This window comes from Xanthobacter nonsaccharivorans (assembly GCF_043194755.2).
In the GTDB taxonomy this organism is placed as follows: domain Bacteria; phylum Pseudomonadota; class Alphaproteobacteria; order Rhizobiales; family Xanthobacteraceae; genus Xanthobacter; species Xanthobacter autotrophicus_G.
In genome coordinates, this window is the sequence record NZ_CM195526.1 from 3,202,213 (window position 1) to 3,225,863 (window position 23,651).

The window sequence follows — 23,651 nt, forward strand, 5'->3', positions numbered from 1 at the left end:
CGGTTCTTGGAGATCAGGCGGCGGCGCGGTCGGGGCGCAGCAGGTGCAGGATGTGGCGCTTGATGTCGTTGAATTCAGCGCCGGTGATGTCACGCGGTCGTTCGAGGGTGATGGGGATCACCTCGGCGATGCGGCCGGGCCGGGCCGACATGACCACCACATGGCTGCCGAGGGTGAGCGCCTCGTCGATGCCGTGGGTGACGAACACGATGGTGCCCTGGCTCTTCTGCCAGATGCGCACCAGCTCGTTCTGCATGTCCATGCGCGTCTGCTCGTCGAGCGCGCCGAAGGGCTCGTCCATGAGGATCACGCCCGGGTTCATCAGCAGCGCCCGGGCGATGCCGACGCGCTGGTTCATGCCGCCGGACAGCTCCGCCGGATAATGGTTCTCGAAGCCGGTGAGGCCGACGAGGTCGATGTAGATCTGCGCCTGCTCCCGCCGCACCGCCTTTTGGGCGCCACGCATCTTCAGGTGGAAGGCGACGTTCTCCCACACCGGCAGCCAGGGCATCAGGTTCGCCTGCTGGAACACCACCCCCCGGTCCGCGCCCGGCCCGGTCACCGGCTGGCCGTCCACGGTCAGGGTGCCGGCGGAGGGCTTGTCGAAGCCGGCGATCATGTTCAGCAGCGTGGACTTGCCGCAGCCCGAGGGGCCGAGCAGGCAGATGAAGTCGTTGCGCTTCACGCTGAGGGTCACGTTGGACAAGGCGGTGACGTCGCGGCCCCGCGCCTTGTCGGTGAACACCTTGGAGACGTTGGAAATTTCGATGTTGGCCATGGTTCAGCCCTCGCCCTGGAGCGTGGTGCCGCGCTGCCAGCGCAGGGCGCGGGCCATGGCGAGGCGGATGAGGAGGTCGCTGAGGTAGCCGAGCAGGCCGATGGAGGCCATGGCGGCGATCACGATGTCGTAGCGCAGGAAGTAATAGGAATCCCACAGCACGTAGCCGACGCCGCTCTTCACCGCGACCATCTCGGCCGTCACCGTGAGCATCCAGGCGGAGCCGATGGCGATGCGCAGGCCGGCGAAGATGGAGGGCAGCGCGGCGGGCAGCACGATGTGCCACAGCAATTGCCTCTGCCCGCCCCCCACCATGGCGCCGGCGCGGATGAGGTTGCGGTCGCAGGTCTTCACCCCATGGATGGTGTTGAGCAGGATGGGGAAGAAGGCGCCGAGGAACACCAGGAAGATGGCCGGCTTGTCGGCGATGCCGAACCAGATGATGGCAAGCGGGATCCACGACACGGGCGGGATGGGCCGCAGCATCTGCAAGGTCGGCTCGATGGTGACCTCGATGAAGCGCGACCAGCCGATGGCGACCCCCACCAGCACCCCGACGAGCGTGGCGATGGCGAAGCCCGCCGCGACGCGGGAGGCGCTGGCCGCGGCGTCGAAGATCCAGCGGCCGGCATAGCTCTGGGTGTTGCCGTCGATGTCGAACACCCAGTCCGCCCACGCCCAGGCCACCGCGGAGGGGGCGGGCAGGAGCGCCGGCGGCAGCGCGCCCGAGCGGGAGAAGGCCTCCCAGCCGGCGAGGATGAGGACCGGAACGACGAAACGTTCCGGCCGGCCAGGTATGGAAAAGCTGCGCATGCCGCCGGTTCCGCTGTCTTGGAATGAGCTTCGGGCCGAAGCCGTGCGAAAAGTCGAGGCGATGCTGCCCACCGCCGCATCCCTCATGGCCGGGACCGTCCCGGCCATGAGGCATTCGCAAGACCCCGGACAGTCTTTCAGGACACCTGCCTGCCGATCAGTAGCCGAGCTCGGACTTCGGCTTGCCCGTGGCCTTTTCGAGGAAGGAATAGTCCATGCGGTCTTCCACCTTCTTGGTCACGTCGGTGCTGATGTACTTGAGGTCCCGCATCATGTCGGCGATGGCGGCGGCCGATGCGCGATGCATCTTGTAGTCCGGGTAGAGGTTGATGATGGCGGCGTCGGCCACCGTCTTGTCGAGGCCCGTCACCTTGGTGATGACGCCTTGCCAGAGCACGTGGTCGGCATCGAGCTTGTCGTCGAGCTTCACCACCGCCTTCACCACCGCTTCCACCGCCTTGGGGTTGGAGGCGATCACGTCGGAGCGGGTGACGATCAGGTTGGTGAGCTTGCCGGCCGCCTGGTCATAGGGATAGGCGAAGAGCTTGGCCGCCTTGGCCTGCAGGATCTGGGTGGCGAAGGGCTCCACCGTGGAGATCAGCTCCACCTCGCCGCGGCGCAGGGCCTGGATGTGGTCGGACGGGTTCGGGATGTTGACGAACTGCACGTCCTTGTTGGGGTCGATGCCCTGCTTCAGCAGCGCGCCGCGCATGTGGATGTCCTGCGCATTGCCGCGGGAGGCGGCGACGCGGAACGGCTTGCCCTGCGCCTTGTAGGCGGCGACCAGCGCCTTCAGGCCGGCCCAGTCGTTCTCGTTCACGGCGAGGTCGTTGGCGATCACCAGGGCGGAGCCGCCGGAGATCTGGCCGGAGATGGCCACCAAGTCGAAGCCCTTGTCGAGGCCGGTCACGTAGTGGAGGTAGGTGACCTGCGCCACGTCGAGGCTCTTGGAGACGAGGGCGGTGAGCACGTCGTTGCCGGTGTTGAAGCCGATGGCCTCGATCTTCACGCCCTCGGCGAACTCGGGCAGCAGGGACATGGGCACGCAGTGGGCGCACTTGGCATAGCCCACCTTCACGACAGGCTCCTGCGCGCGGGCCGGCGGCGCGGCGGAAAAGGATGCGGCCACGGCGACGGCCATGGCGAGGCGGGCAAGCAGAGTCTTCATCATCTGGCTCCTCAGAAGGGTCGCAACGGGCCGGCGCTTGGACGCCCCGGCAATCCGCATTCGGTATGCGATCTTTGTTTTGTATTTTTCTTTCAAATGTATAATCTCCATTCAATCTGATTTGAAAGCCGCTTCTGTAGGCGATTGGTGGAGCAAATGCCTAAATTGAAGGCAGAGACCATTTCCGCACCAGCCGAGAGCGAGGCGCCTGTGGAGGCCCCTGCCCGGCCGAGGGCGCGGTACAAGTTCAAGCCCGTGCGCCTGAAGCTGTCGGCGGGCGAGGCGGCGCAGCCGCTGGCCACCGCCTCGCTGCACGACCAGCTGGTGATCCGCCTGCGCCAGATGGTGCTGGAGGGCGATCTGCCGCCCGGCAGCCCGCTGCCGGAGAAGATGCTGTGCGAGACCTTCGGCGTCTCCCGCACGCCGTTGCGCGAGGCCTTCAAGGTGCTGGCCTCGGAAGGGCTGATGGAGCTGCGGCCCCACCGCACGCCGGTGGTCACGCCCGTGGATCGCGAGGAGATCGCCGCCGTCTTCGAGGTGATGATCGCCCTCGACCGGCTGGCCGCGGCCCTCGCCTGCCGAAAGGCCACGGCGGAGGACCGCGCCCGGCTCGATGCCCTGCATGGGGAGCTCGCCGCCCACCACGCAGCCGGGGCCCGCAGCGCCTATTTCCGCACCAACCAGGACATCCACGCGGAGATCACGCGCCTCTCCGGCAATCCGGTGCTCATCACCAATTGGAGCGCGCTCTCGGCCAAGATCTACCGGGCCCGCGCCCAGGTGAACTACAACGCCGGCCGCTGGGCGGAATCCCTTGCCGAGCACGAGGCCTTCATGGAGCGCCTCAGGGCCTGCGACGTGGACGGCTTCGCCGAGAGCATGGCCGAGCACACCCGCCGCACGGCCGCCGCCACCCTCGCCAGCCTCGATCCGGCGCAGGGGCAGCCATGAGCCCCGTTCCGGCGCCGGACGGCCCGCCGCAGCCCTGCGACCTCCTCGTCACCGCCCGCGCCGCTCTGCTGATGGACGAGGCCGGCACCGTCGCGTCCCACGTGGCGGTGGCGGTCACGAACGGTGTCATCCTGGCCATCGGCCCGGCGCAGGAGATGGCCCGCGCCTTCGCCCCCGCGCGGCGGCTCGGCTCGCGCCGGCACCTGCTGCTGCCGGGGTTCGTCAACACCCACAACCACACGCCCATCATGGTCGTGCGTGGCATGATCGAGGACGTGAGCTTCGCCCCCGCCTACACCCCCGGCGTGCCCCAGGGCGATGTGCTGTCCGAGGAGGAGGCCTACCTGCTCGCCCGCCTCGGCGCCTATGAGATGCTGCGCTTCGGCTCGACGACCGTGGTGGACTTCTATCGCCACCCCGAGGCCCTCGCCCGTGCCGCGCAAGAGACCGGGCTGCGCGCCTTCGTGGGCGGGCGCATCATGGATGCGGACACCGCCGCCCTCGCCCGCCGCGAATGGCGTGCCGATGCCGCCCGCGGCGCCGCGACCCTGAAGGAGGCCATGGACTTCGCGGACGGCTGGGCGGGACGGGATTCCCGTGTCACGCCCATCCTCGGCCCCCATGCGCCGGACACCTGCTCCCCCGCCTTGCTGCGGGAGGTGGCAGGCCTTGCCGCCGCGCGCGGGCTCATCCTGCACACCCATCTCCACCAGTCGCCCATGGAGATGGAGACCGTGCTGGCGCGCGACGGCCTGCGCCCCGTGGAGCTGATGGCGGAGGTGGGCCTTCTCGGCCCCGCGCTCGTCGCAGGACACTGCATCCACATGACCGACGCGGACATCGCCCGCTTCGGCGCCAGCGGCGCGCATGTGGCGCACATCCCCGTGGGCAATGCGGCCCACGGCTCGGTGGCGCCCATCAAGGCGCTCGCCGACGCCGGAGCCAACATCTCGCTCGCCACCGACACCAAGTCCGGCGACATGATCGAGGCCATGCGCATGGCCCTCGCCGGCACGCGCATCCGCGGCGCCGGCTTCTCCTTCACCTCTGCCGATGTGCTGGGGTGGGCCACGGCGGGCGGGGCGGCCGCCCTGGGCCTGGCGGACACGGTGGGCCGCATCGCCCCGGGGTTCCGGGCCGACCTGGTGCTGCTCGACCTCGACGCGCCGAACCTCGCGCCCCTCATCGACGGGCCCGGCCTCGTGGTGCATTCGGCCAACGGCGGCAATGTGGATGCGGCGGTGGTGGACGGCCGCGTGGTGCTGGAAGAGCGCCGGCCGACCCTCTTCGACGGCGCCGAGGTGATCACCGCTGCGGAAGCCGTCACGCGCCGCCTGTGGGAGAAGGCGGGCCACCGCCCGCTCATCGCCGTGTGAGGTTCCGGCGGGCCTTCGCCCGCCGGAGACGCCGCCTCAGAAGGTTACCGGCCCGGCCTTCGTCGCGTAAGGCGAGAGGCCGCGGGCGAGGTGGGTGCCGTGGCCCTTCCTGCCCACCAGCGCGCCGTCACGCATCACCACCGCGCCGCGCACCATGGTGAGCACCGGCCAGCCCTTGATGGGGCGCCCCTCATAGGGCGTGTAGTCCGAGCCGTCGCCGAGCATGGCATGGGAGAGGGTGAGCTCGCGCTCCGGATCCCAGATGGCGATGTCCGCGTCCGCCCCCACGGCGATGGTGCCCTTGCGGGGATAGAGGCCATAGGTCTTGGCCGGGTTGGTGGCGGTGAGCGCCACGAAGCGCTCGATGTCGATGCGCCCCTTCATCACCCCTTCCGAGAAGAGGATGGGCAGCCGCGCGCCCACGCCCGGAATGCCGTTCGGCACCCAGCGGAAGCTGGTGCGGCCCTTGGGCGTCAGCTTGCCGGCGGGGTCGTCGTAGCGGAACGGGCAGTGGTCGGACGAGAAGATCGTGAACACGCCGGTCCGCAGCCCCTCCCAGCAGGCCTCCTGGCTCGCCTCGTCCCGCGGCGGCGGCGAGCAGACGTATTTCGCGCCCTCCATGTTGAGGCCGTCGAGGTCCTTCTCGGTGAGCACCAGATACTGGGTGCAGGTCTCCCCCAGCACGGTGAGGCCCTTGTTCTGCGCCCAGCGGATCTGCTCCATGCTCTCGCGGTTGGAGACGTGGACGATCATCACCGGCACATCCACCAGCTCGGCCAGCGAGATGGCGCGATGAGTGGCCTCGCGCTCCACCGCGATGGGGCGGGAGGTGGCGTGGAAGCGCGGGGCGGTGCGCCCGGCCTTCTCCAGCTGCTCGGTCATGAAGCGGATGGCGTCGTAATTCTCGGCGTGCACCATCACCAGCGCGCCGGTCTCCCGCGCCACGCTCATCACGTCGAGGATCTCGCGGTCGTTCAGCGCGAGGCCCTCGTAGGTCATGAAGATCTTGAAGGAGGTGTAGCCGTCCGCCACCAGCGCCGGCAGCTCCTGCCCCAGCACCTGGTCGGTGGGATCGGCGATGATCAGGTGGAAGGACACGTCCACGTGGCACTCGCCCTCGGCCTTGGCGTGGTAGTCCTTCAGCGCCTGCCGGAGGCTCTGCCCCTTCTCCTGCAGGCAGAAGGGCATGATGGTGGTGTTGCCGCCGAGCGCCGCGGAGCGGGTGCCGCTCTCGAAGTCGTCGGCCATCACGATGCCATCCCCGGAGGGCTGGGAAATGTGCACATGCGCATCCACGCCGCCGGGCAGCACGAGCCTGCCGGCGGCGTCGATCACCTCGCGGGCGTCGCCGAGATCGGTGCCGAGGGCCACGATGCGGCCGCCGGAAATGGCCACGTCGCAACGGGTGCGGTCGGCCGCGGTGACAATGGTGCCGCCGCGGATAATGGTGTCGTAGATCGTCATTTTCGCCTTGCCAGAACCGGCGACCCGCCAGGGTGAGCCGCGTGAGGGGGCGCCCCCAGCCCGGTCGCCCTCACGACCGGAAGCAAGGATCGCGCCGCAGAATGAAGCCCCGTCTCGATAGCCCCGACGCGCCGGCAGGTCCACGCGTCGCGCGCGCGGTCCACCACGCATCGGCGTGGGTGTGCCGAAAATACAATGATTCTAATTTGTCTGAGGTCCCGCCCAAGGCGCCAATTGTCCGCCGCCACGCCCTCGGCTATCGACATGACGCTGGAGAAGGGGCGGAAGATCATGAAGCGTCGGGATTTCCTGTGCGCCGCGGCAGGAGCCGCGACGCTGCTGCCGATGGGGCGCGCGGCGCGCGCCGCGATCTACACCTCCACCGTGCCGAAGCCGCTCGATCGCGACGCCATGCCCCCCATGGACAGCGCCGACGCCTACATCAAGTGGATGGTGGAGAATCGCGGCGAGGACCCCAAATACCTCGCCCTGCGCTGGGAACGCTTCCAGGGCATGCTGCGCAACCGGGACCTCAGCGACAAGCGCAACATGCGCGCCTTCCTGATGACCCCGCGCGAAGAGTTCGTGCTGCAGCAGAACCTCGGCCGCGCCTATGACCACGCCTTCCTCGACATCGGCTACGGCGTCACCATCTCCGGCCCCTATCTCGTCGGGCGCATGACCAGCGCCATCGACGTGAAGTTCGGCGAGAAGGTGCTGGAGATCGGCACCGGCTCCGGCTACCAGTCCGCCTATCTCGCCAACCTCACCGACAAAGTGTGGTCCATCGAGATCATCAAGCCCCTCGCCGAGCGCACCCGCGGCATCTACGACGGCCTCGTCAAGCGCAACTACACCGAGTTCGCCGCCATCACCTCCAAGTCGGCCGACGGCTATTACGGCTGGGAGGAAGCGGGCCCCTTCGACAAGATCATCGTCACCTGCGGCATCGACCACATTCCCCCCGCGCTGCTCCAGCAGCTTGCCGTGGGCGGCGTCATGGTCATCCCCGTGGGCCCGCCCGGGGCGCAGCGGGTGCTGAAGGTCACGAAGGAGAAGGCGGCGGACGGCACCGTCTCCGTCACCCGCTCCGACATCTACAACGGCAAGATCGTGCCCTTCGTGCCCTTCACCAAGCTTGAGGGCGATAGCATCTCCGGCACCCACAACAAGTAATGCCGAGGTGCGAAGATGCTGACGCATCCGCACCTTGACACGCTCAAGCGCCGCGCGGGCATATATCAGGTCCCGGGGAGTGCGACTCACCTGGACCTGGCATAAGGCGGCCCGCCCGGCAGGCGACCACGGGGCGACGGCCGGCGGGCGCGGCGTCCGCCGGTGGCCCGACAGGAAAGACAGCGGCCGATGACCCCCTCGCCCAAAGCCGGCACGCCCGCGGGCCTCTCCGAGAGCCTCTTCCTCTATCTCTCGGTGGCGCTGGTGACCGGCGCGGTCATCGCCCTGCAGATCTCCATCATGCGGCTGTTCTCGGTGGGCAGCTGGGCGCATTTCGGCTCGCTGGTGGTCAGCCTCGCCATGCTCGGCTTCGGGCTGGCGAGCGCGGTCATGTGCATCGGCAAGGACTGGTTCGAGACGCGCTGGCGGGGCGCCGCGGGCACGGCGCTGGTGCTGTTCGGGCCGCTGATGATCGTGTGCAACCTCACCGCCCAGCAGCTGCCCTTCAACGCCATCTTCCTGATCTCCGACCCCATGCAGAAGTGGCGCCTCGTCGCCAACTTCGTGCTCTATTTCCTGCCTTTCCTCGCCGGCGCCTTCTTCCTCGGCGTGGTGTTCCTGAAGGCGGCCTCCTTCTTCAACCGGGTCTATTTCGCCGACCTCACCGGCTCGGGCGTGTGCGGCCTCTTGTTCCTGCTGACGCTCTACCGGCTGCCGCCGGAGGACCTCATCCTCGTGCCCCTCGGCCTGTGGTTCGTGGGCAGCGCCCTGTGGTTCGCGGCGGTGAGGGACCGGACCGGCGGCCTCGCGCTGGTGGCCGCCGCCGTGCTCGCGGCGGCCGGGCATCTCGTCGCCCCGCAGGCGCTGGGGCTCACCAAGCTCGCGGTGTCGGACTACAAGGGCGTCTCCTACGCCCGCAAGTTCCCCGACGCGAAGCTCGTCTACCGCAGCCACTCGCCGTTCGGACTGATGGAGGTCTACGGCTCCTCCTACCTGCACTTCGCCCCCGGCCTTTCGGATTCCGCCGCCTTCAACCTGCCGGAGATGCCCAAGGACGCCTTCCTCGGCCTGTACATGGACGGCGAGGGGCCGAGCGGCATCATGCGCAAGCTGCCCACCGAGCAGACGGCCTACTTCCGCTATCTGCCCATGGCCTATCCCTTCCTGATCCGGCCGGATGCGGACACCTTCGTGGTGCAGTTCGGCGGCGGCATCTCCACGGAGGTGGCGCTGCGCTCCGGCTCGCGCTCCGTGACGGTGGCGGAGGGCAACCCCGCCGTGCTCGACGCCTTCGAGACCGATCCGGCGCTGCGCGCCTTCACCGGCGACATCCTGCACGACCCGAAGGTGAAGGTGATCCCGCAGGACGGGCGGCTCCACCTCGCCTACACGCCCGCCCGCTATGACATCATCGACCTGAGCCTCGCCGATTCCGCCGGCCTCTCCAGCCCCGGCGGCTTCGCCATCGTGGAGAAATTCTCCTACAGCGAGGAGGCGATGGCGGCCTACATGCGGGCGCTGAAGCCGGGCGGCATCCTCTCCGTCACGCTCTGGAACAAGGAAGAGCCGCCCAAGTCCGTGCTGAAGCTCTACGCCACCATGGCAGCGGCGGCGCGGACCTTCTCGCCGGACATCTCCGGTCGCTTCTTCGTGGTGTCGAGCTATCTGTCCACCGCGACGGTGCTCTACAAGAACGGCGCCTTCACCCCCGAGGAGATCGCGACGCTCCGCGCGCAGACGCGGGCCCTCTCCTTCGACGAGATCTATTATCCCGGCGCAAGCTTCGACCTCTCCGGCGCCGATGGCGTGGTCGCGGCCTATCGCAACCAGATCTTCTCCACCGACGGCCCGCCCAAGGACCCGGTGGCCGACGCGTCGGGCGATCCGACCGCCGGCCCCGCGCCCGATGCCGAGGGCGAGCCCGTGGACGGGCCCGCCGATGCATCGGCGCAGGTCTTGCCCTCCACCACCCTGGGCCGGCTCGCCTGGTTCCACCTCGTATCCAACAGCTGGAGCGAGATGGAGCGGGCCTATGTGTTCGACGCGCGTCCGCTCACCAACGTGCGCCCCTATTTCGCGGCCTACGTGAAGCCCGCGGACCTCGCCCGCGTGACCGACCGGCTCGAGCTGTTCCAGGACGAATGGGGCTACCTGCTGCTGTGGGCGACCCTCGCCATCGCCGCCGCCGCGGCGGCGGTGCTCATCGCGCTGCCGGTGATCTTCGGCTGGCGCACCATCTTCAGCCGCTATCCCGGCAAGCTCTCCACCATCCTGTATTTCGCCTGCCTCGGGCTCGGCTACATCATGGTGGAGGTGGGGCTCATCTCCTTCTTCATCTCGGCCCTGGGCAATCCCACGGTCTCGGCCTCGGTGCTCATCACCGGCATGCTGGTGTTCTCCGGCTTCGGCAGCCTGGTGTCGGAGCGGGTGCTGCCGGTGGCGCGCTCGGCCATGCCGAAGATCTTCCTCGCCATCGGCGCCATCCTCATCGGCTACGGCCTCGCCATCGACCGGGTAATCGCCCTCATCGGCACCCTGCCCTACGGCCTGCGGATGGTGCTGTGCTTCGCGCTCATCTTCCCGCCCGCCTTCCTCATGGGCTTTCCCATGGCCACCGCCATGGGCACGCTGGACCGGCTGGGCAAGCACCACATGTTCCTGTGGGCCTGGGGCATCAACGGCTCGTTCTCGGTGGTGGGCGCGGCGGCGGTGCCCATCGTCGCCACCCTGTTCGGGCTCGACAAGGTGCTCATCCTGTGCGGCCTCGCCTATCTGGTGGCCATGCCCGCCTTCTTCGGCGTGCTCCTGCCCCTGGCCAAGGACGAGCTGCCGGACACGCCCGCCGCCGCGGCGAAGGCGGCCTGAGATGCAGCGCGCGGGGGCCCTCCTCCTCGGCGCGCTGATGCTCGGCGCACCGCTGCCTTATTCCGGGGCGGCGCATGCGCAGGGCTGGCCCACCCCGGCGGACCGCTCCGCCTTCGTGCCCTTCGCCACCTCGCCCTTTCCCTATGCGGGCGAGATTCCCGAGCAGGACAAGCCCTTCCTCGATGTCACCGGCCGCGGCGGGCGGGGCCACACCTCGCCCCGCGGCGGTGTTTATTTCGAGGACCGAACCTATGCGGATCGCCGCTCGCTGCTGTTCATCCCCAAGGGGTTCGATCCCCGCCGGCCGTTCGCCATCGTCCTGTTCCTGCACGGCAACGAGGCGCGGCTGGAGCGGGATGTGGTCGCCCGGCAGCGCGTGCCGCAGCAGCTCGCCCGCTCCGGCCTCAATGCCGTGCTCCTGGCGCCGCAGTTCGCGGTGGATGCGCTCGATTCCAGCGCCGGGCATTTCTGGGAGGCCGGGCACCTGTCCCGCTACCTGGCCGAGGCCGCCCCGCGACTCGCAGCGCTCGCCGGCGACGGCGGCCTGCGCGAGGCCTTCGCCGCAGCGCCGGTCATCCTCGTCGCCTACAGCGGCGGCTATCTGCCCGCCGCGTTCGCCTTGGAGCGCGGCCGTGCCGAAGGGCGCATCTGCGGCGTGATCCTGCTGGACGGGCTGTACGCGGAGGCCCCGCGCATGGCGGACTTCGTGGCCGCGCACCCGGATGCCTTCTTCTTCAGCGCCTATTCCGCGTCCACGCGCGCCGAGAACACGGCATTGCAGAAACTTCTCGCGGCAAAGGGCGTGCGCCTCTCGACCGGCCTGCCAGGGGAGCTGAAGCCGGGGGTGGTTTCCTTCCTCCCGGTGCCGGGAGACGTGACGCACAATGATTTCGTCACCCGCGCCTGGACCAGCGATCCGCTCCAGGCGGTGCTGTCACGTGTGGGCGCCTTCGCGAAAGGCACGAAGCCGGCGCGCTGAAGCTTCCGCGTGCTCAATGGGCGCGACGGTTGTTTGCGCCGCGGGCCGCCTCTTCCGTCTCGCCTGCCTCGTGCCGCTCGATGCGGATCACCGGCAGGATGACGATCTGTGCTCCCTCGGGACGCGGCTCCCGCGCCATCCGGCGCCGTGCCGCCTGACCGCGGACCGGAGCGCGCCGCGCCGTGGGGAACGCGATGACTGTGCTCATGCCCTCCTCCTCGTGCCATGTGCAGCCATGACCACAACGTCTCGACGGACGTTATGGTTTCGCCGGCATGCGCGGCGCCTGAACGATGACCTTGAGGAAGATGACGCGCGTCAGCCCGGCGCGATGTCGAGGAAATGCCGTCCGGCCCGGTCCTCGATCTCCACCACGAACAGATCGGGGTCGAACCGGACCTCCTTGGCGATGCGCGCATCGGCGTCCTGTTCCGGCCGGCCGGCCTCCACCAGCACGCTGAACATGCGGTCCGCGGGCGCGGCCTCGTCGAAGGCGGACTGAGGCGCCGGGCCATAGAGGGCGGCGGTGCCGTCGAGGCGCGACACCTTCACGAAGATGGCGCCCGCCTCCTCCGATCCCTTGCGCACGACATAGGCAGAGGCGCCCTCCACCTGCACGCGGCGGATGAGGGCGGCGACGAAGATGGCGCTCTTGAGCCGCATTCAGTTAATCGCCGAGCCGGACACCGAGGCGAGCTCGCGCACCAGCTTGTCGGAGATTTCCCCGTCCATCGGCAGGCTGCGGTCGCGCTGGAAGCGCTGGATGGCGCTGCGCGTCTCCCCGCCCGGGCGGCCATCCACCTTCAGCGGGCCATAGCCCAGCTTCGCCAGCGCCTTCTGCACCGAAAGGATGCGCGAGGAGCCCGGCACGTCCGAGGGCGGACGCAGGGTCCCGGTCACGTCCGGCGCGGCACCGAGGGCCGCCAGCGGCCGGCGCGGCCCGTCAGCGCGCGTGTCGGTGCGCGTCACGGAAGGGCCAGGTGTCGCCGGCACGAGGGGGACCGCCACCTCTGCCGTCGCGGTCCGCACCGAGAGATAGCCGAGCGAGCCATTGGTCGCGCCACCGGTGGGCGCGGCACTGGCCTGCGGGCTGGCCGGCGGCAGCGGCACCGTGGTGTGGTTGGTCTTGGGGCGGCTGGTCTGGCCGAAGCCGGAGGGGCGCGCCCCCGGAAGCGGCGCCCCGGACGGTGGCGCCTGAAGAATCAAGGCGTTGGCGAGGAAAGCCGCGGATGCGGCAAAGCCCACGGCGCCGGCCACGAGGTCGAGCCGGCGCAGCCGCCGCTCCTCCTGGGCCCGGTCGTCGGCCGCCGGGAGTTCGGTGGCGGCATCCGGGGTGGATCCCTGCAAGACCGGTTCGAGTCTCATGCCATCCTCTTCGCGCGGGCGTCTTCCATGCGCGCCGGGAAGGGCGCGACCACATCCTTGGTCCACTCCTCGCGGCCGGCCGTGGCCCCCGCCTCCAGCGGCAGGCTGACGATGACACTGGTGCCGCGGCCGAGGGCGCTATGCACATGAAGGTCGCCACCGTGGAGCTTCACAAGCCCCTTCACCACCGCGATGCCCAGCCCGCTGCCGCGCGCCTTCTGGGTGCAGTCGCCGGCCTGGAAGAACGGCTCTCCAAGCCGGGCCACGTCCTCCGTCCGCATGCCGGGGCCCGTATCCCGAACGCGGATGGTGAGGAGGCCCCCCTGGGTGCGCACCCCCACCTGGACGCGGCCGCCGGCAGGGGTGAACTTCACCGCGTTGGACAGGAGGTTCAGCACGATCTGGCGCAGCGCGCGCCGGTCGGCATCGAGGGGCGGCAGGCGGGAGGACGCGCTCATGCGCACGCTCACGCCGCTGCGGTCGGCATCGAGCGCCACCATCTGCGCGCAGCCTTCCACGAGGGCGGTGACGTCGACCGGCTCGCGATCCAGCACATAGGCCCCCGCCTCCACCCGCGACAGGTCGAGGATGTCGTTGACGAGGCCGAGCAGATGCTGGCCGCTCTCATGGATGATGCGGGCGTATTCCGCCTTGCGGGCATCATCGAGGGGGGTGCCCGTGGGGGTCGCCAGGAGCTCCGAGAAGCCGAGGATGGCATTGAGCGGCGTGCGCAGCTCGTGGCTCATGGCGGCGAGGAAGCGGCTCTTGGCGGCATTGGCCTGCTCCGCCTCGGCGCGAGCGCGGGCCTCCGCGTCGGCCTTCAGGCGCTCGGTGTTGGCCGCCTCCCAAGGCGCGCACCAGACCATGCGCACATCCCCGGAACGCAGCGGATGGCAGCGCGCCTCCAGCGCCATGAAGGCGGGCGCGCCGTCCCCGCCGGCATCGCAGCGCAAGCGCAGGGTGAGCGCCACCGGCCGGCCACGCGCCGCCGCCTGCACCGCGGAGAGGAAGGCGGGTCGGTCCGTCACCAGCACCCGGTCGAACAGCATCTGGCCCATCAGCCCGGCCCCATCCGTCTGCGCGAAGGGGCCGTCCTTGGCCTCCACGGCCAGCACGTCGCCGCGGGCGGCATGGCGGGTGACGAGCAGCGCGCCGGCGGGCACCGCGGCATCGCTGGCCTGCCCAGCGGCGCGAGAGAGGCCGGCGGCCACCGCGGCGAGCGCCCCGCTGCCGAGGCCGGAGGCGAAAAGAATGAGAGCCTGCCCCTCCGCCCCATGCATGAGGCCGGACGCCTGCATCAGCAGCGCGCCCGCGCCGCAGGCGACGGCGAGAAGGCCAAGGGCGGCAAGCACGGCGGAGGTGATGCGGCCGAGCACGGCGAGACGCGGCAGCGCATCACCGCCCGACGCCGGGTCAGGCACGCTCCGCAGTGTTTCGCTCTGTTCGCTCATGCCGAGGTGACGCACGCCGCCCCCTGTCCGATCCCGTGTGCGGGACATTCCGCCCGCCGGCCTGCCGCGCCGTCACCAACCCTCGCATGCCAGCCTTTAAGCGAACGCTAAACGGCGGCGCCCGCCGGGCGCAGCGTTAACGATGTCTTGAAAAGTCAGCCGGCATCCAGCCCCCAGCGCACGCGAGAGCGGCGGGCTTCTGGTAGTCTTCGCGGGCGCCTGGAACGTCCCGGCGCCGTGTGTGAGGGAGCCATGTTCTTCCTGTTCCGCCTCATCCTGTGCATCGGCCTCGTGCTGCTGCTCCTGCCGCTCGGGCTCAAGGGCACCGACGGGCGGGAGGTGAGCATGTTCGACGCCTTCGGGGCGGCACAGGCCATCGTCGCCGACATGCGCGGGTTCTGCGATCGCCAGCCGCAGGCCTGCGCCGTAGGCGGGCAGATGATCACGCATATCGGCGAGAAGGCGCAGGTGGGCGCCAAATGGCTGTTCGATTCCCTCGGCTCCGCCAAGCCCGGCGCAGGCGGCGCTCCGGCGCAGGTCCCCCCGCCGGCGCCCCAGGGCCAGGCCGGCGGGATCGAGCTGACGCCGCAGGATCTCGCCCCCGTCTGGGGCGGCGGGGACAACGGACGCACGATCGCGCCGGCCCCGGTGCCCCTGGCTCCCTCCGGTCCGATCACGCCCTTGCCCCCGCGGCGGCCCGCCTGAGCGCCCCGGGATACCATGCGATAAAGTCGGCGCAGGACTTTGCCGGCTGTGCTATGCTGCAATGCAATTGCGCTCGGCAGCGGAAAGGCGGCCGGAAGGTTCAGGACGAGGAATTGACCTCATGACTGCAGACGATCTCATTGCGGACTTTGAATTTCTGGACAATTGGGAAGACCGCTACCGGCACGTGATAGAGCTCGGCAAGAAGCTGCCGCCCTTCCCCGAGGCGGAGCGCAACGAGACGAACAAGGTGCAGGGCTGCGCCAGCCAGGTGTGGCTGATCTCCGAGCTGAAGCAGACGCCGGCCGGGACCATCATCGAATTCCAGGGCGATTCCGATGCGCATATCGTGCGCGGTCTCGTGGCGGTTCTGCTGGCGCTGGTCTCTGGCCGCAGCCCCAAGGAGATCCTGGAGACGGACGTCCTCGCCATCTTCAGGCAGATCGGGCTTGAAGGGCACTTGACCCCGCAGCGCTCCAACGGCCTGCGTTCCATGGTGGAACGTATCCGCGGCCACGCCCGCGCGGCATTGGCTGCGGCCTGAGGGGCGGCCGCCTCACGGCACCGGCACCACCTCGATGCGCGCCTGCGCCAGGCGCCGGTAGAGCCGGCGCCTCTGGGCGATGGGCCACCAGTCGTAGAGGAAGATCTCCATGGGACGCCACAGAGCGACCCATCCCAGAATGAGCAGCCCCTCGCTGGCGAAGCCGTAGAAGCGCTCAAGGCCGGTCATTCCGGCGATCAGGCGCGCCGCGGCGAGGCAGACGGCCAGCACGACGCAGCCGATGGCCAGCGACAGGCGGCCGATCCGGAACAATTCCCGCAGCTCACCCGCCAGCGCATTTTCCTGCGCCGCGAAGTAATGCGCCATGGACTCCGCCAAGGCACGCGCCTCCGGCGCGGCGGCTTCGTCCAGCGGAAGATGCACCACGATGCCGATGCGCGCATCCCGCGGCAGTTCCCGCGCCCAGCCGACGATGAAGGCTTCCGCCTCCGCATCGATATCCCGCTCCCGGAAGGGAAAGGGATCGAGCATGTTGAACAGCTGGGATATGCGATCGACGCGAAGTTCGATGCGCTTTTCTGCGGCCTGGGCCGCGGCAGAATGGGTCACGGATGCTCCGGTCGTCCAGGCACACGCTCCCCGCCATCATGCGATGACCGGGGAGCGGCCCTTTCTCGCGCTCAGTCCCGATGCTGGCGACGGGCGCGCACACGCACCGGTACCGCTTTCGGGCGATTCGCGGCAAACGACACAAGGGTCGTGGCCAGAGCGAGCGCAGCGAGGAGAGCGGAGGCGGCAACGAGGGACAACATGGACATTCTCCACCGAAACGCACACGACGGCATGACCGCGTGCAGGCGGGCCGAAAGCCGGCGAACAACCGCATTCTAAGCAGCAACGCCCGCCCAGCGCCAGCCTACCAAGGGAGAAATGGCGCGTCGGCGGCGCGGTTCCAGTCCCGTCACGTGCATTTGAGCGGCCACGGCGCCTCAGAGGGCGACGAGATAGGGCAAGGGACCCGGCGCGAATTCCCGACGCATGCGATCGAGCCGCTCCAGCGCGCGGCCGAACGAGCCCTTCAGATGGTCCCGCAGCGCTCCCGCCGCCGCCTCGGGGCGGCCCCCGGCAAGGTGGTCCACCACCGCCAGATGCTCGGCGAGGAAGGGCTCGTCCGCATGGAAGCGCGGCGCCCAGCCATAGAGGAAGGTCAGCGCCACCAGCAGCGTCTGGCAGGTGCCGAGCGCCTCCATCAGCGTGGCGTTGCCGCAATGGCCGAGGAGGGTCACGTGAAGGTCCTCCTCCAGCACGCCGAGACGGTCGCCGTCGCGCGCCTCGGGCCGGGCGATCGCGTCGGCAAGGCGCGCGCGCATGGCCGGCACGAGATCCACCGGCAGGCGGGGAACCGCCCTCAGCAGCGCCGCAGGCTCCAGCAGGGCGCGCATCTCGAACAGCTCGGCCACATAGGCCGGGGTGAGCGCCGGCGCATGCCAATGCAGGCGGGCGTCCTTCTTCACCACGCCGCGCCGGTTGAGGCGCGACAGCACCTCCCGCGCCACGGTGCGGCTGACGCCGTAATGGGCGGCGAGGTGATTCTCCACCACCCGCCACGCCCCGAAGGCCGTGCGCATCACCACCTCGGTCTCGACGATCCGGTAGATGCGCTCGGCCGCCGGCTCCGGCGACAGGCGCACCGGCGCATCGCCCACCGACCCGGCCACGACCGCGGCCGGCACCGCCCCTGACAACGGCAGCACCACGAAGCCATGGCCTTCCGCGCGACGCACGAGGCCCAGGCGCTCCAGCCGCGTCAGCGCCTGCCGCGCCGGGGCCCGGGAAATGCCGAAGCGCTCCGCCACCCGCGATTCGAGCAGGCGCTCGCCCGCCGCCAGCGCACCACTGGCGATCTGGGCGGCGAGGATGTCGAAGGCGCGTTCATGAAGGCGCGGGGTAATGCCGCTCGGCGCCGGCTGTTCCCCACCCCGTGCCCCCGCCGACGGGTGAACGACGGGCGAACGCTCTGCCTGCATGCCGTAACCAACCTCCCTGCGGGGCTCTGACCGGAACCGCTCATGCAAAAGGTGCCCGACCGCGCCCCGCGTGCCAACCCCGCCAAGGACTTGTGACCCGCGGCACCGGAGCGCGTCCGGCCGAGCACGGCCAAATTGCGGCCGAAACGAATAATGTCTACATTAGACATTCGCAACTTGGGCGACCTCGAGGACATGCCGACATGACCGCCGCCCCTGCCCCCCTCCCCGTTGCCGGCGAACGCCATCGGGAGGCGGACCTCCATGCCTTCTGCACCGCGGCCCTCCGCGCCGCCGGCGCGGAGCCGGAGACCGCGGAGGCGGCGAGCCGAGCCATGCTGCATGGCTCGCGCATCGGCGTGGACAGCCACGGCGTGCGGCTGCTGGACCATTACGTGGCCGTGATCGAAGGCGGCCGGGTGAATGCGCGGCCGGCCCTGCGCTTCACGGATGGGGCGGCGGCAGTCTCGAGCCTCGACGCCGATCACGCCCACGGTGCCCGCGCCGCTTATGCGGCCATGGACCGGGCCATGGAGAAGGCGGCGCTCTACGGCATGGGCGCGGTGGCCATCCGCAACTCCTCCCATTTCGGGGCCGCGGGCGCCTATGCGCTCCAGGCGGCGGAGAAGGGCTTCATCGGCCTCGCCTTCTGCAATTCGGACAGCTTCGTGCGGCTGCATGGCGGCGCCGAACGCTTCCACGGCACCAACCCCATCGCCATGGGTGTCCCGGTCGAGGGCGAGGACCCCTGGCTGCTCGACATGGCGACCAGCGCCATCCCGTACAATCGCGTGCTGCTCTACCGCAGCCTGGAGTGCGCGCTGCCGGCCGAGGTGGCCTCGAACCAGGAGGGGCACGACACGACAGACCCGCACGCGGTGGATATGCTCGCGCCGCTCGGCGGGGCGTTCGGCTTCAAGGGAGCGGCGCTGGCCGGCGTGGTGGAGATCTTCAGCGCTGTTCTCACCGGCGCGCGCCTGTCCTTCGATATTGCACCCATGGGTGGGCCGGACTTCGCGACGCCACGCAATGTGGGGGCGTTCGTGATGGCCTTGACGCCGGGCGCGTTCCTGGACGAGACGGACTTCAACGCCGCCATGACACGCTACCGGCAAACCCTGCGCGCCTCGCGGCCCGCGCCGGGGGACAGGGTGATGGCGCCGGGCGACCGGGAATGGCTGGTGGCCGAGCAGCGGCGCCGGGAAGGCATTCCCATCGACCCCGCCACGGCCCAGGCCTTCGACCGCCTCGCCGCGCGCTATGGCCTGCCCCGGCCGAAGCCCGTGGCGGGATGAGCGGCGCGAACCGGATCAGCCGAAAACGACAGCCGCGACGATGATGCCGTAGGCCAGAAGGAAGAGGGCGCCGTCCCGGAAGACGCGGCCGCGTGCGATGGTGCTCATAATTCACTTTCCACTATTTCCACGATTTTTATATTAAAAGTGAATTGAGTCAATAAACAATTTTAATATGTTATTTAAGCCGATCTGCCTCCGCCCTGCGAGGCCCCGGCCAGCCCCCCCCCCCAACGCCTTCCAGCAAAAAGAAAAGCGGCCGGCGAGGTCGCATCCCCGCCGGCCGCTGGCGTCCATGGCGAACGGATGCCGGGTTCAATGGCCCTCAAACTTGGGCGCACGCTTTTCCACGAAGGCGGCGGCCCCCTCGGCGAAATCCCGGGTGCCGGCGCAGGCGACGAAGGCATCGCGTTCGGCATGCAGCTGGTCGGAAAGGCTATGGCCGAAGGACGCGCGCAGCAGGTGCTTGATGCGGCCGTAGGCCAGCGTCGGCCCGGCGGCGAGGCGCTTCGCCAGGATGTCGGTCTCGGACTTCAGGTCAGCGGCGGGAACCACCTTGTTCACCAGCCCCAGCCGCAACGCCTCCGCGGCATCCAGCGTGTCGGAGAGGAGTGCGATCTCCATGGCCTTGCGCAGCCCCACCACCCGCGGCAGCGAGAAGGAGGCCGAGCCATCCGGCGAGGTGCCGATGCGGGTGTAGGCGAGGGTCAGCTTGATGTCGTCGGCGGCGATGGCGAGGTCCGCCGCCAGCGCCACCGAGACGCCAGCCCCCGCCACCGCGCCGTGCAGGCTGGCGATTACCGGGGCCGGCATGGCAGCCAGGGTCAGGATGGCGTGATGGAACGGGTCGATGATGGCATTCACCACCTTGGGCGCGTCGCGGCCCGCGGCGTGGAAGCGCCCCACGTCGCCGCCGGCGAGGAAGGCCCGCCCCTCGCCGGAGAGCACGACCACGCGCACGCTTTCGTCCTTCGCCACCTTGTCCACCGCCGCCTTCAGCGCCAGCACGGCCGGCTCGTCGATGGCGTTGAGCACCTGCGGGCGGTTGAAGCGGATGCGGGCGATGCCCTCGGCAATATCGAGCAGGATCGGGGCGGCTTCGGCGCTCGCGCTCTCGGGACTCATGGGGCGTTCCTCGGCTTGGCCCGCCGCGAGGGCGGCGAGCGCAGGGAGCGTCAAGCTGCCAAAGCCGCGAGGGGGCCACAAGCGCGGAGGGGGCCGGACATGCAAAGCCCCCGGACAAGCCGGGGGCCAGGCACGCGCGGGGGGCCGCGCAGGAGGAAGGCTGGCTCCGGCCGCACCCGGAGACGCCCCCCTCAGATGGGCGAATCGGTGTCCGCTGGGAACAGCACGCCGGCCTCTTCCAGATAGGCCTCCAGCGCCGCGACGGAATCGGCGAGGTCTCCCGTGGTATCCACCACCACCTCGGGGATCTCCGGCTCCTCGTAGGGAGCTGAGATGCCGGTGAAATTGGCGATCTCGCCCTTGCGGGCGCGGGCATAATGGCCCTTCGGATCGCGCCCCTCGCATACCGCGAGCGAGGCGCGGATAAACACCTCGTGGAAGGAGTTGCCGCACACCTCGCGCGCCCGCGCCCGATCGGCCCGGGTGGGCGAGACCAGGGCGGCGATGGCGACATGGCCGTTCTTGGCGAGGAAGGCGGCGAGATGCGCCACCCGGCGGATGTTCTCGGAGCGCTCCTCCGGCGAGAAGCCGAGGTCCGAATTGAGGCCCGTGCGCAGGGTGTCGCCATCCAGATAGACCGGCGAGCCGCCCAGGTCGAACAGCCGCCGCTCCATGGCCCGCGCCACGGTGGACTTGCCGGCCGCCGGAAGGCCCGTGAGCCAGAGCACCGCGCCCCCGTGGCGGTTGCGCGTGACGCGCTCGGCGGCGGTGACGGCCGAATCGACCGCGACCACGGGACCGCGCTTCGCCACCTCCACGCTCGCCTCGCGGGCGGCATGCAGGATGATGCCGCCGCCGCAGATGCGCCGGTCACGCTCCACCACGATGCGGCCGGTCAGGGCATTGAGATGGTAGGGATCCGCAGGCAGCGGGCGGCGAAGGGAAATCTCCACCTCGCCCACATGGTTGCGGCCGAGGGTGGCCTGCCCCTCGGTGACGAGGTTCGCGGGATCCACCGCGCTCGTGACGGCGCTCACCACGCCCGGGGCGGCAGCCGTGGAGAGGCGCACGACCACCGGGTCGCCGGCCTTCAGAGGCTCGTCGTCCAGCCAGAACACGCGCGCCTTCAGGCTCTTGGCGGCGCGCGGGCGCTGGTCTCCGTGGGCGGCCATGTCGCCGCGGGTGACGAAGATGTCCTTGTCGAGGGTGATGCCCACCGACTGGCCGGCCTCCACCGTGTCCGGCGCCGGCCCCGGCCACGCCTCGATGGATTTCACCGTCGCCGTGGTGCCGGCCGGCTCGAAGGCCAGCGTATCGCCCACGGACAGGCGCCCGCTCTCGATGCGCCCGGCGAGGATGCGCCGCTCGTCGAACTTGTAGACCGCCTGGATGGGGAAGCGGAGCGGCTGGTCGGCAAGGCTCGGCGGGGCGGTGAAGGCGTCGAGCGCCTCGATCACCGTCGGCCCGTCGTACCAGGGCAGCCGCGCGGTGCGCTCGGAGATGAAGTCGCCGTCGCGGGCCGACACGGGGATCACGAAGGACGGGCGCAGGCCGAAGCCGGCGAGATAGGCGGACACCTCGTCCTCGATGGTCTTGAACACGGCCCGGTCGAAGGCGACACGGTCCATCTTGTTCACCACCACCGCCACCTGCCGCAGGCCCAGCAGGTGCAGGAGGAAGGCGTGGCGGCGCGTCTGCTCACGCACGCCCTCGCCCGCATCCACCAGCAGCACGGCGGCATCGGCCTGGGCCGCGCCGGTGACCATGTTGCGCAGGAACTCCACATGCCCGGGCGCATCGATGAGCACATAGTCGCGCTGCGCCGTCTTGAAGCGGATCTGGCTGGTATCCACCGTGATGCCCTGGTCGCGCTCGGTCTGCAGCGCGTCCAGCAGGAACGACCACTCGAACGGCATGCCGCGGCGGGCGGAGACCGCCTTCAGCATCTCCAGCTTGCCGTCAGGCAGGGATCCGGTCTCGTGCAGGAGTCGACCGACGAGGGTGGACTTGCCGTGGTCCACATGGCCGACGATGACGATGCGCAGGAGTTCGCGCTCGATCGGGGGTGCGGCGGCCGGAGCAGCAGGGGACGTGGTGAGCGGCACAGCGGACATGGGATGATCTCTTCAAAAATCGCGGACGGCGCACGGAGGAAAAGGCGACCTCACAGGTAGCCGGCGGTGCGCAGGCGCTCGAAGGCGTCTTCGGATTCGTGGTCCATGGCCCGGCCTGAGCGCTCGGACGTCTTGGTGACCGCAAGCTCGGCGAGAATCTCGTCCAGCGTCGATGCGTTCGACTCCACCGGATTGGTGATGTCCTTGTCGCCCAGCGAGCGGTAGCGCTTGCCGTCCTTGGAGAAATAGAGCGGGATCACCGGGATCTGCTCGCGCTGGGTGTAGGCCCAGATGTCCATCTCGGTCCAATGCAGGATGGGATGGATGCGCACATGGGCGCCGGGGGTCAGGGCGGTGTTGTACTGGTCCCAGAACTCCGGCGGCTGCTCGCGCACGTTCCAGGCGCCGTCGGTGCCGCGCGGGGAGAAGAAACGCTCCTTGGCGCGGGTCGGCTCCTCGTCGCGGCGGATGCCGGCGATCACGCCGTCGAAGCCGTGCTTGGCGAGCGCCATGCGCAGGCCCTCGGTCTTGCGGGCGGCCGAGCGGGCGGCGGGCGGCAGGGTCGGGTCCGTGCTTTCGAGGGGCGGGCAATCCTCGATGATGAGGTCGAGGTCCCACGCCTTCGCGTAATGGTCGCGGAAGGCATACATCTCCGGGAACTTGCGGCCGGTATCCACGTGCATCACCGGGAAAGGCAGCTTGCCGAAGAAGGCCTTGCGCGCCAGGTGGATCATCACGTTGGAATCTTTGCCCAACGACCACAGCATGGCGATCTTGCGCAGCTGGGCGAATGCCTCACGGAAGATGAAGATGCTCTGCGCTTCCAGCGCATCGAGACGCGTCATGCCGTCATTCCCTTGCGGCGCCCAGTCGGCGCCCTGATGCCCCATGGTCCGGCCGCCCTGACGAGAGGCTACGCGCCCGGACGGGGGCAGATGTCAAGCCCTAACCACCCCACGCGGCCCATGTCCTTGATCTCCTTCAGGTCGATCGAAGGCCGGGGCGATGCCCATTTAAATTCTACCAAACTGGTAGATTTTACATTTCCGAGAGGCGGTTATTTTCATATTGCGCAATTTTGATCGGTAATTTAGCTTAAGACACACGTCAACTGGATAATTTAGCGCTCTCCCGCTGTGAGTTTGGTAAATGGGCGGGCGCGGAGGTAAAGAGATGACCTCTCCCCTGCAGCGCAAGCTGAAGATCAACGGCCCCACCGTGGTGACCGCGAACCGCCTCGCGGATGGCATTTCGGTCTGGCTCGCCGCTGATGGCAGCTGGAGCGAGACCATCGCGGACGCGGCGGTGGGCACCACCAGCGACGAGGTGCTGCGCCTGCTCGATATCGCCCATGCGGACGAGAACACCGCCGTGGGCGCCTATTCCGCCTCGGTCCGCCTGTCCGCCGAGGGCAAGCCGGAGCCGGCGAACCTGCGGGAGCGCATCCGCGTTGCGGGCCCGACCATCTTCCTGAATAACGCCGCCTGACGGCCG

22 protein-coding genes are annotated in these 23,651 nt (G+C 69.5%); 9 read left to right on the forward strand and 13 right to left on the reverse strand.

Annotation, left to right across the window (positions count from 1 at the left end; genetic code table 11):
- Nucleotides 1-13: 13 nt before the first annotated feature.
- From V5F59_RS14695 to V5F59_RS14705, 3 genes are all read right to left on the reverse strand, one after another.
- Nucleotides 14-778, reverse strand: a complete 765-nt coding sequence (locus tag V5F59_RS14695) for an ABC transporter ATP-binding protein (RefSeq protein ID WP_393982894.1) — start codon at nt 776-778, stop codon at nt 14-16.
- Nucleotides 779-781: 3 nt separating this feature from the next.
- Entirely contained in the window at nt 782-1,591 is an 810-nt protein-coding gene (locus V5F59_RS14700) for an ABC transporter permease (protein ID WP_393982893.1), read from the reverse strand.
- Nucleotides 1,592-1,748: 157 nt separating this feature from the next.
- Complete coding sequence (locus V5F59_RS14705; RefSeq protein ID WP_393982892.1) at nt 1,749-2,762, reverse strand: ABC transporter substrate-binding protein; 1,014 nt, start codon at nt 2,760-2,762, stop codon at nt 1,749-1,751.
- A gap of 153 nt (nt 2,763-2,915) precedes the next feature.
- Between V5F59_RS14705 and V5F59_RS14710 the strand changes: the two genes are divergently transcribed.
- Nucleotides 2,916-3,710: a GntR family transcriptional regulator gene (locus V5F59_RS14710; protein ID WP_393982891.1), complete on the forward strand. Its 795-nt coding sequence runs from the start codon at nt 2,916-2,918 to the stop codon at nt 3,708-3,710.
- Nucleotides 3,707-5,086, forward strand: coding sequence for an amidohydrolase family protein (locus V5F59_RS14715; protein ID WP_393982890.1), 1,380 nt, complete (start codon nt 3,707-3,709; stop codon nt 5,084-5,086). Before V5F59_RS14710 ends, V5F59_RS14715 begins: the two co-directional genes overlap by 4 nt.
- 36 nt (nt 5,087-5,122) lie before the next feature.
- On the opposite strand, the gene hydA is transcribed toward V5F59_RS14715, so the two are convergent.
- Nucleotides 5,123-6,550: a dihydropyrimidinase gene (gene hydA, locus V5F59_RS14720; protein WP_393982889.1), complete on the reverse strand. Its 1,428-nt coding sequence runs from the start codon at nt 6,548-6,550 to the stop codon at nt 5,123-5,125.
- A 291-nt stretch (nt 6,551-6,841) separates the two neighbouring features.
- Between hydA and V5F59_RS14725 the strand changes: the two genes are divergently transcribed.
- From V5F59_RS14725 to V5F59_RS14735, 3 genes are all read left to right on the forward strand, one after another.
- Nucleotides 6,842-7,726, forward strand: a complete 885-nt coding sequence (locus tag V5F59_RS14725; protein ID WP_509211101.1) for a protein-L-isoaspartate O-methyltransferase family protein — start codon at nt 6,842-6,844, stop codon at nt 7,724-7,726.
- A gap of 189 nt (nt 7,727-7,915) precedes the next feature.
- Nucleotides 7,916-10,591: a spermidine synthase family protein gene (locus V5F59_RS14730; protein ID WP_393982887.1), complete on the forward strand. Its 2,676-nt coding sequence runs from the start codon at nt 7,916-7,918 to the stop codon at nt 10,589-10,591.
- Between the two features lies 1 nt (nt 10,592).
- On the forward strand, nt 10,593-11,570 hold the full coding sequence (locus V5F59_RS14735; RefSeq protein ID WP_393982886.1) for an alpha/beta hydrolase family protein: 978 nt from the start codon (nt 10,593-10,595) through the stop codon (nt 11,568-11,570).
- 13 nt (nt 11,571-11,583) lie between these two features.
- Here V5F59_RS14735 and V5F59_RS14740 read toward each other — a convergent pair whose 3' ends face one another.
- From V5F59_RS14740 to V5F59_RS14755, 4 genes are all read right to left on the reverse strand, one after another.
- Entirely contained in the window at nt 11,584-11,778 is a 195-nt protein-coding gene (locus tag V5F59_RS14740) for a hypothetical protein (RefSeq protein ID WP_393982885.1), read from the reverse strand.
- 110 nt (nt 11,779-11,888) lie between these two features.
- The gene (locus V5F59_RS14745; RefSeq protein WP_393982884.1) at nt 11,889-12,233 is read right to left on the reverse strand and encodes a DUF1491 family protein; all 345 of its coding nucleotides are present in this window, start codon (nt 12,231-12,233) and stop codon (nt 11,889-11,891) included.
- Nucleotides 12,234-12,935 carry a peptidoglycan-binding domain-containing protein gene (locus V5F59_RS14750; protein ID WP_393982883.1) on the reverse strand — a complete coding sequence of 234 codons (702 nt, stop codon included), beginning with the start codon at nt 12,933-12,935 and terminating at the stop codon, nt 12,234-12,236. It lies immediately after the preceding gene.
- Nucleotides 12,932-14,356 carry a sensor histidine kinase gene (locus tag V5F59_RS14755; RefSeq protein ID WP_393982882.1) on the reverse strand — a complete coding sequence of 475 codons (1,425 nt, stop codon included), beginning with the start codon at nt 14,354-14,356 and terminating at the stop codon, nt 12,932-12,934. The genes V5F59_RS14750 and V5F59_RS14755 overlap by 4 nt, the downstream gene beginning before the upstream one ends.
- Before the next feature lie 282 nt (nt 14,357-14,638).
- Between V5F59_RS14755 and V5F59_RS14760 the strand changes: the two genes are divergently transcribed.
- Entirely contained in the window at nt 14,639-15,091 is a 453-nt protein-coding gene (locus V5F59_RS14760; RefSeq protein ID WP_393982881.1) for a DUF5330 domain-containing protein, read from the forward strand.
- Nucleotides 15,092-15,212: 121 nt separating this feature from the next.
- Nucleotides 15,213-15,635, forward strand: a complete 423-nt coding sequence (locus V5F59_RS14765) for a SufE family protein (protein WP_393982880.1) — start codon at nt 15,213-15,215, stop codon at nt 15,633-15,635.
- A 12-nt stretch (nt 15,636-15,647) separates the two neighbouring features.
- On the opposite strand, the gene V5F59_RS14770 is transcribed toward V5F59_RS14765, so the two are convergent.
- Nucleotides 15,648-16,205: a hypothetical protein gene (locus V5F59_RS14770; RefSeq protein ID WP_393982879.1), complete on the reverse strand. Its 558-nt coding sequence runs from the start codon at nt 16,203-16,205 to the stop codon at nt 15,648-15,650.
- Between the two features lie 380 nt (nt 16,206-16,585).
- Nucleotides 16,586-17,623 (reverse strand): GntR family transcriptional regulator, encoded by a 1,038-nt coding sequence (locus tag V5F59_RS14775; protein WP_393982878.1) that lies wholly within the window; start codon nt 17,621-17,623, stop codon nt 16,586-16,588.
- Nucleotides 17,624-17,826: 203 nt separating this feature from the next.
- Between V5F59_RS14775 and V5F59_RS14780 the strand changes: the two genes are divergently transcribed.
- Entirely contained in the window at nt 17,827-18,918 is a 1,092-nt protein-coding gene (locus V5F59_RS14780; protein WP_393982877.1) for an Ldh family oxidoreductase, read from the forward strand.
- A 315-nt stretch (nt 18,919-19,233) separates the two neighbouring features.
- Here the strand turns inward: V5F59_RS14780 and V5F59_RS14785 are convergent, their stop codons facing one another.
- The 3 genes from V5F59_RS14785 to cysD form a co-directional block, all read right to left on the reverse strand.
- Nucleotides 19,234-20,043: an enoyl-CoA hydratase/isomerase family protein gene (locus V5F59_RS14785; protein WP_393982876.1), complete on the reverse strand. Its 810-nt coding sequence runs from the start codon at nt 20,041-20,043 to the stop codon at nt 19,234-19,236.
- A gap of 191 nt (nt 20,044-20,234) precedes the next feature.
- Complete coding sequence (cysC, locus tag V5F59_RS14790) at nt 20,235-22,157, reverse strand: adenylyl-sulfate kinase (protein WP_393982875.1); 1,923 nt, start codon at nt 22,155-22,157, stop codon at nt 20,235-20,237.
- 50 nt (nt 22,158-22,207) lie between these two features.
- Nucleotides 22,208-23,002, reverse strand: a complete 795-nt coding sequence (gene cysD, locus V5F59_RS14795; RefSeq protein WP_393982874.1) for a sulfate adenylyltransferase subunit CysD — start codon at nt 23,000-23,002, stop codon at nt 22,208-22,210.
- 328 nt (nt 23,003-23,330) lie between these two features.
- Between cysD and V5F59_RS14800 the strand changes: the two genes are divergently transcribed.
- A complete protein-coding gene (locus V5F59_RS14800; RefSeq protein ID WP_393982873.1) occupies nt 23,331-23,645 on the forward strand; it encodes a DUF2849 domain-containing protein in 315 nt (104 codons plus the stop codon).
- Nucleotides 23,646-23,651: the final 6 nt, after the last annotated feature.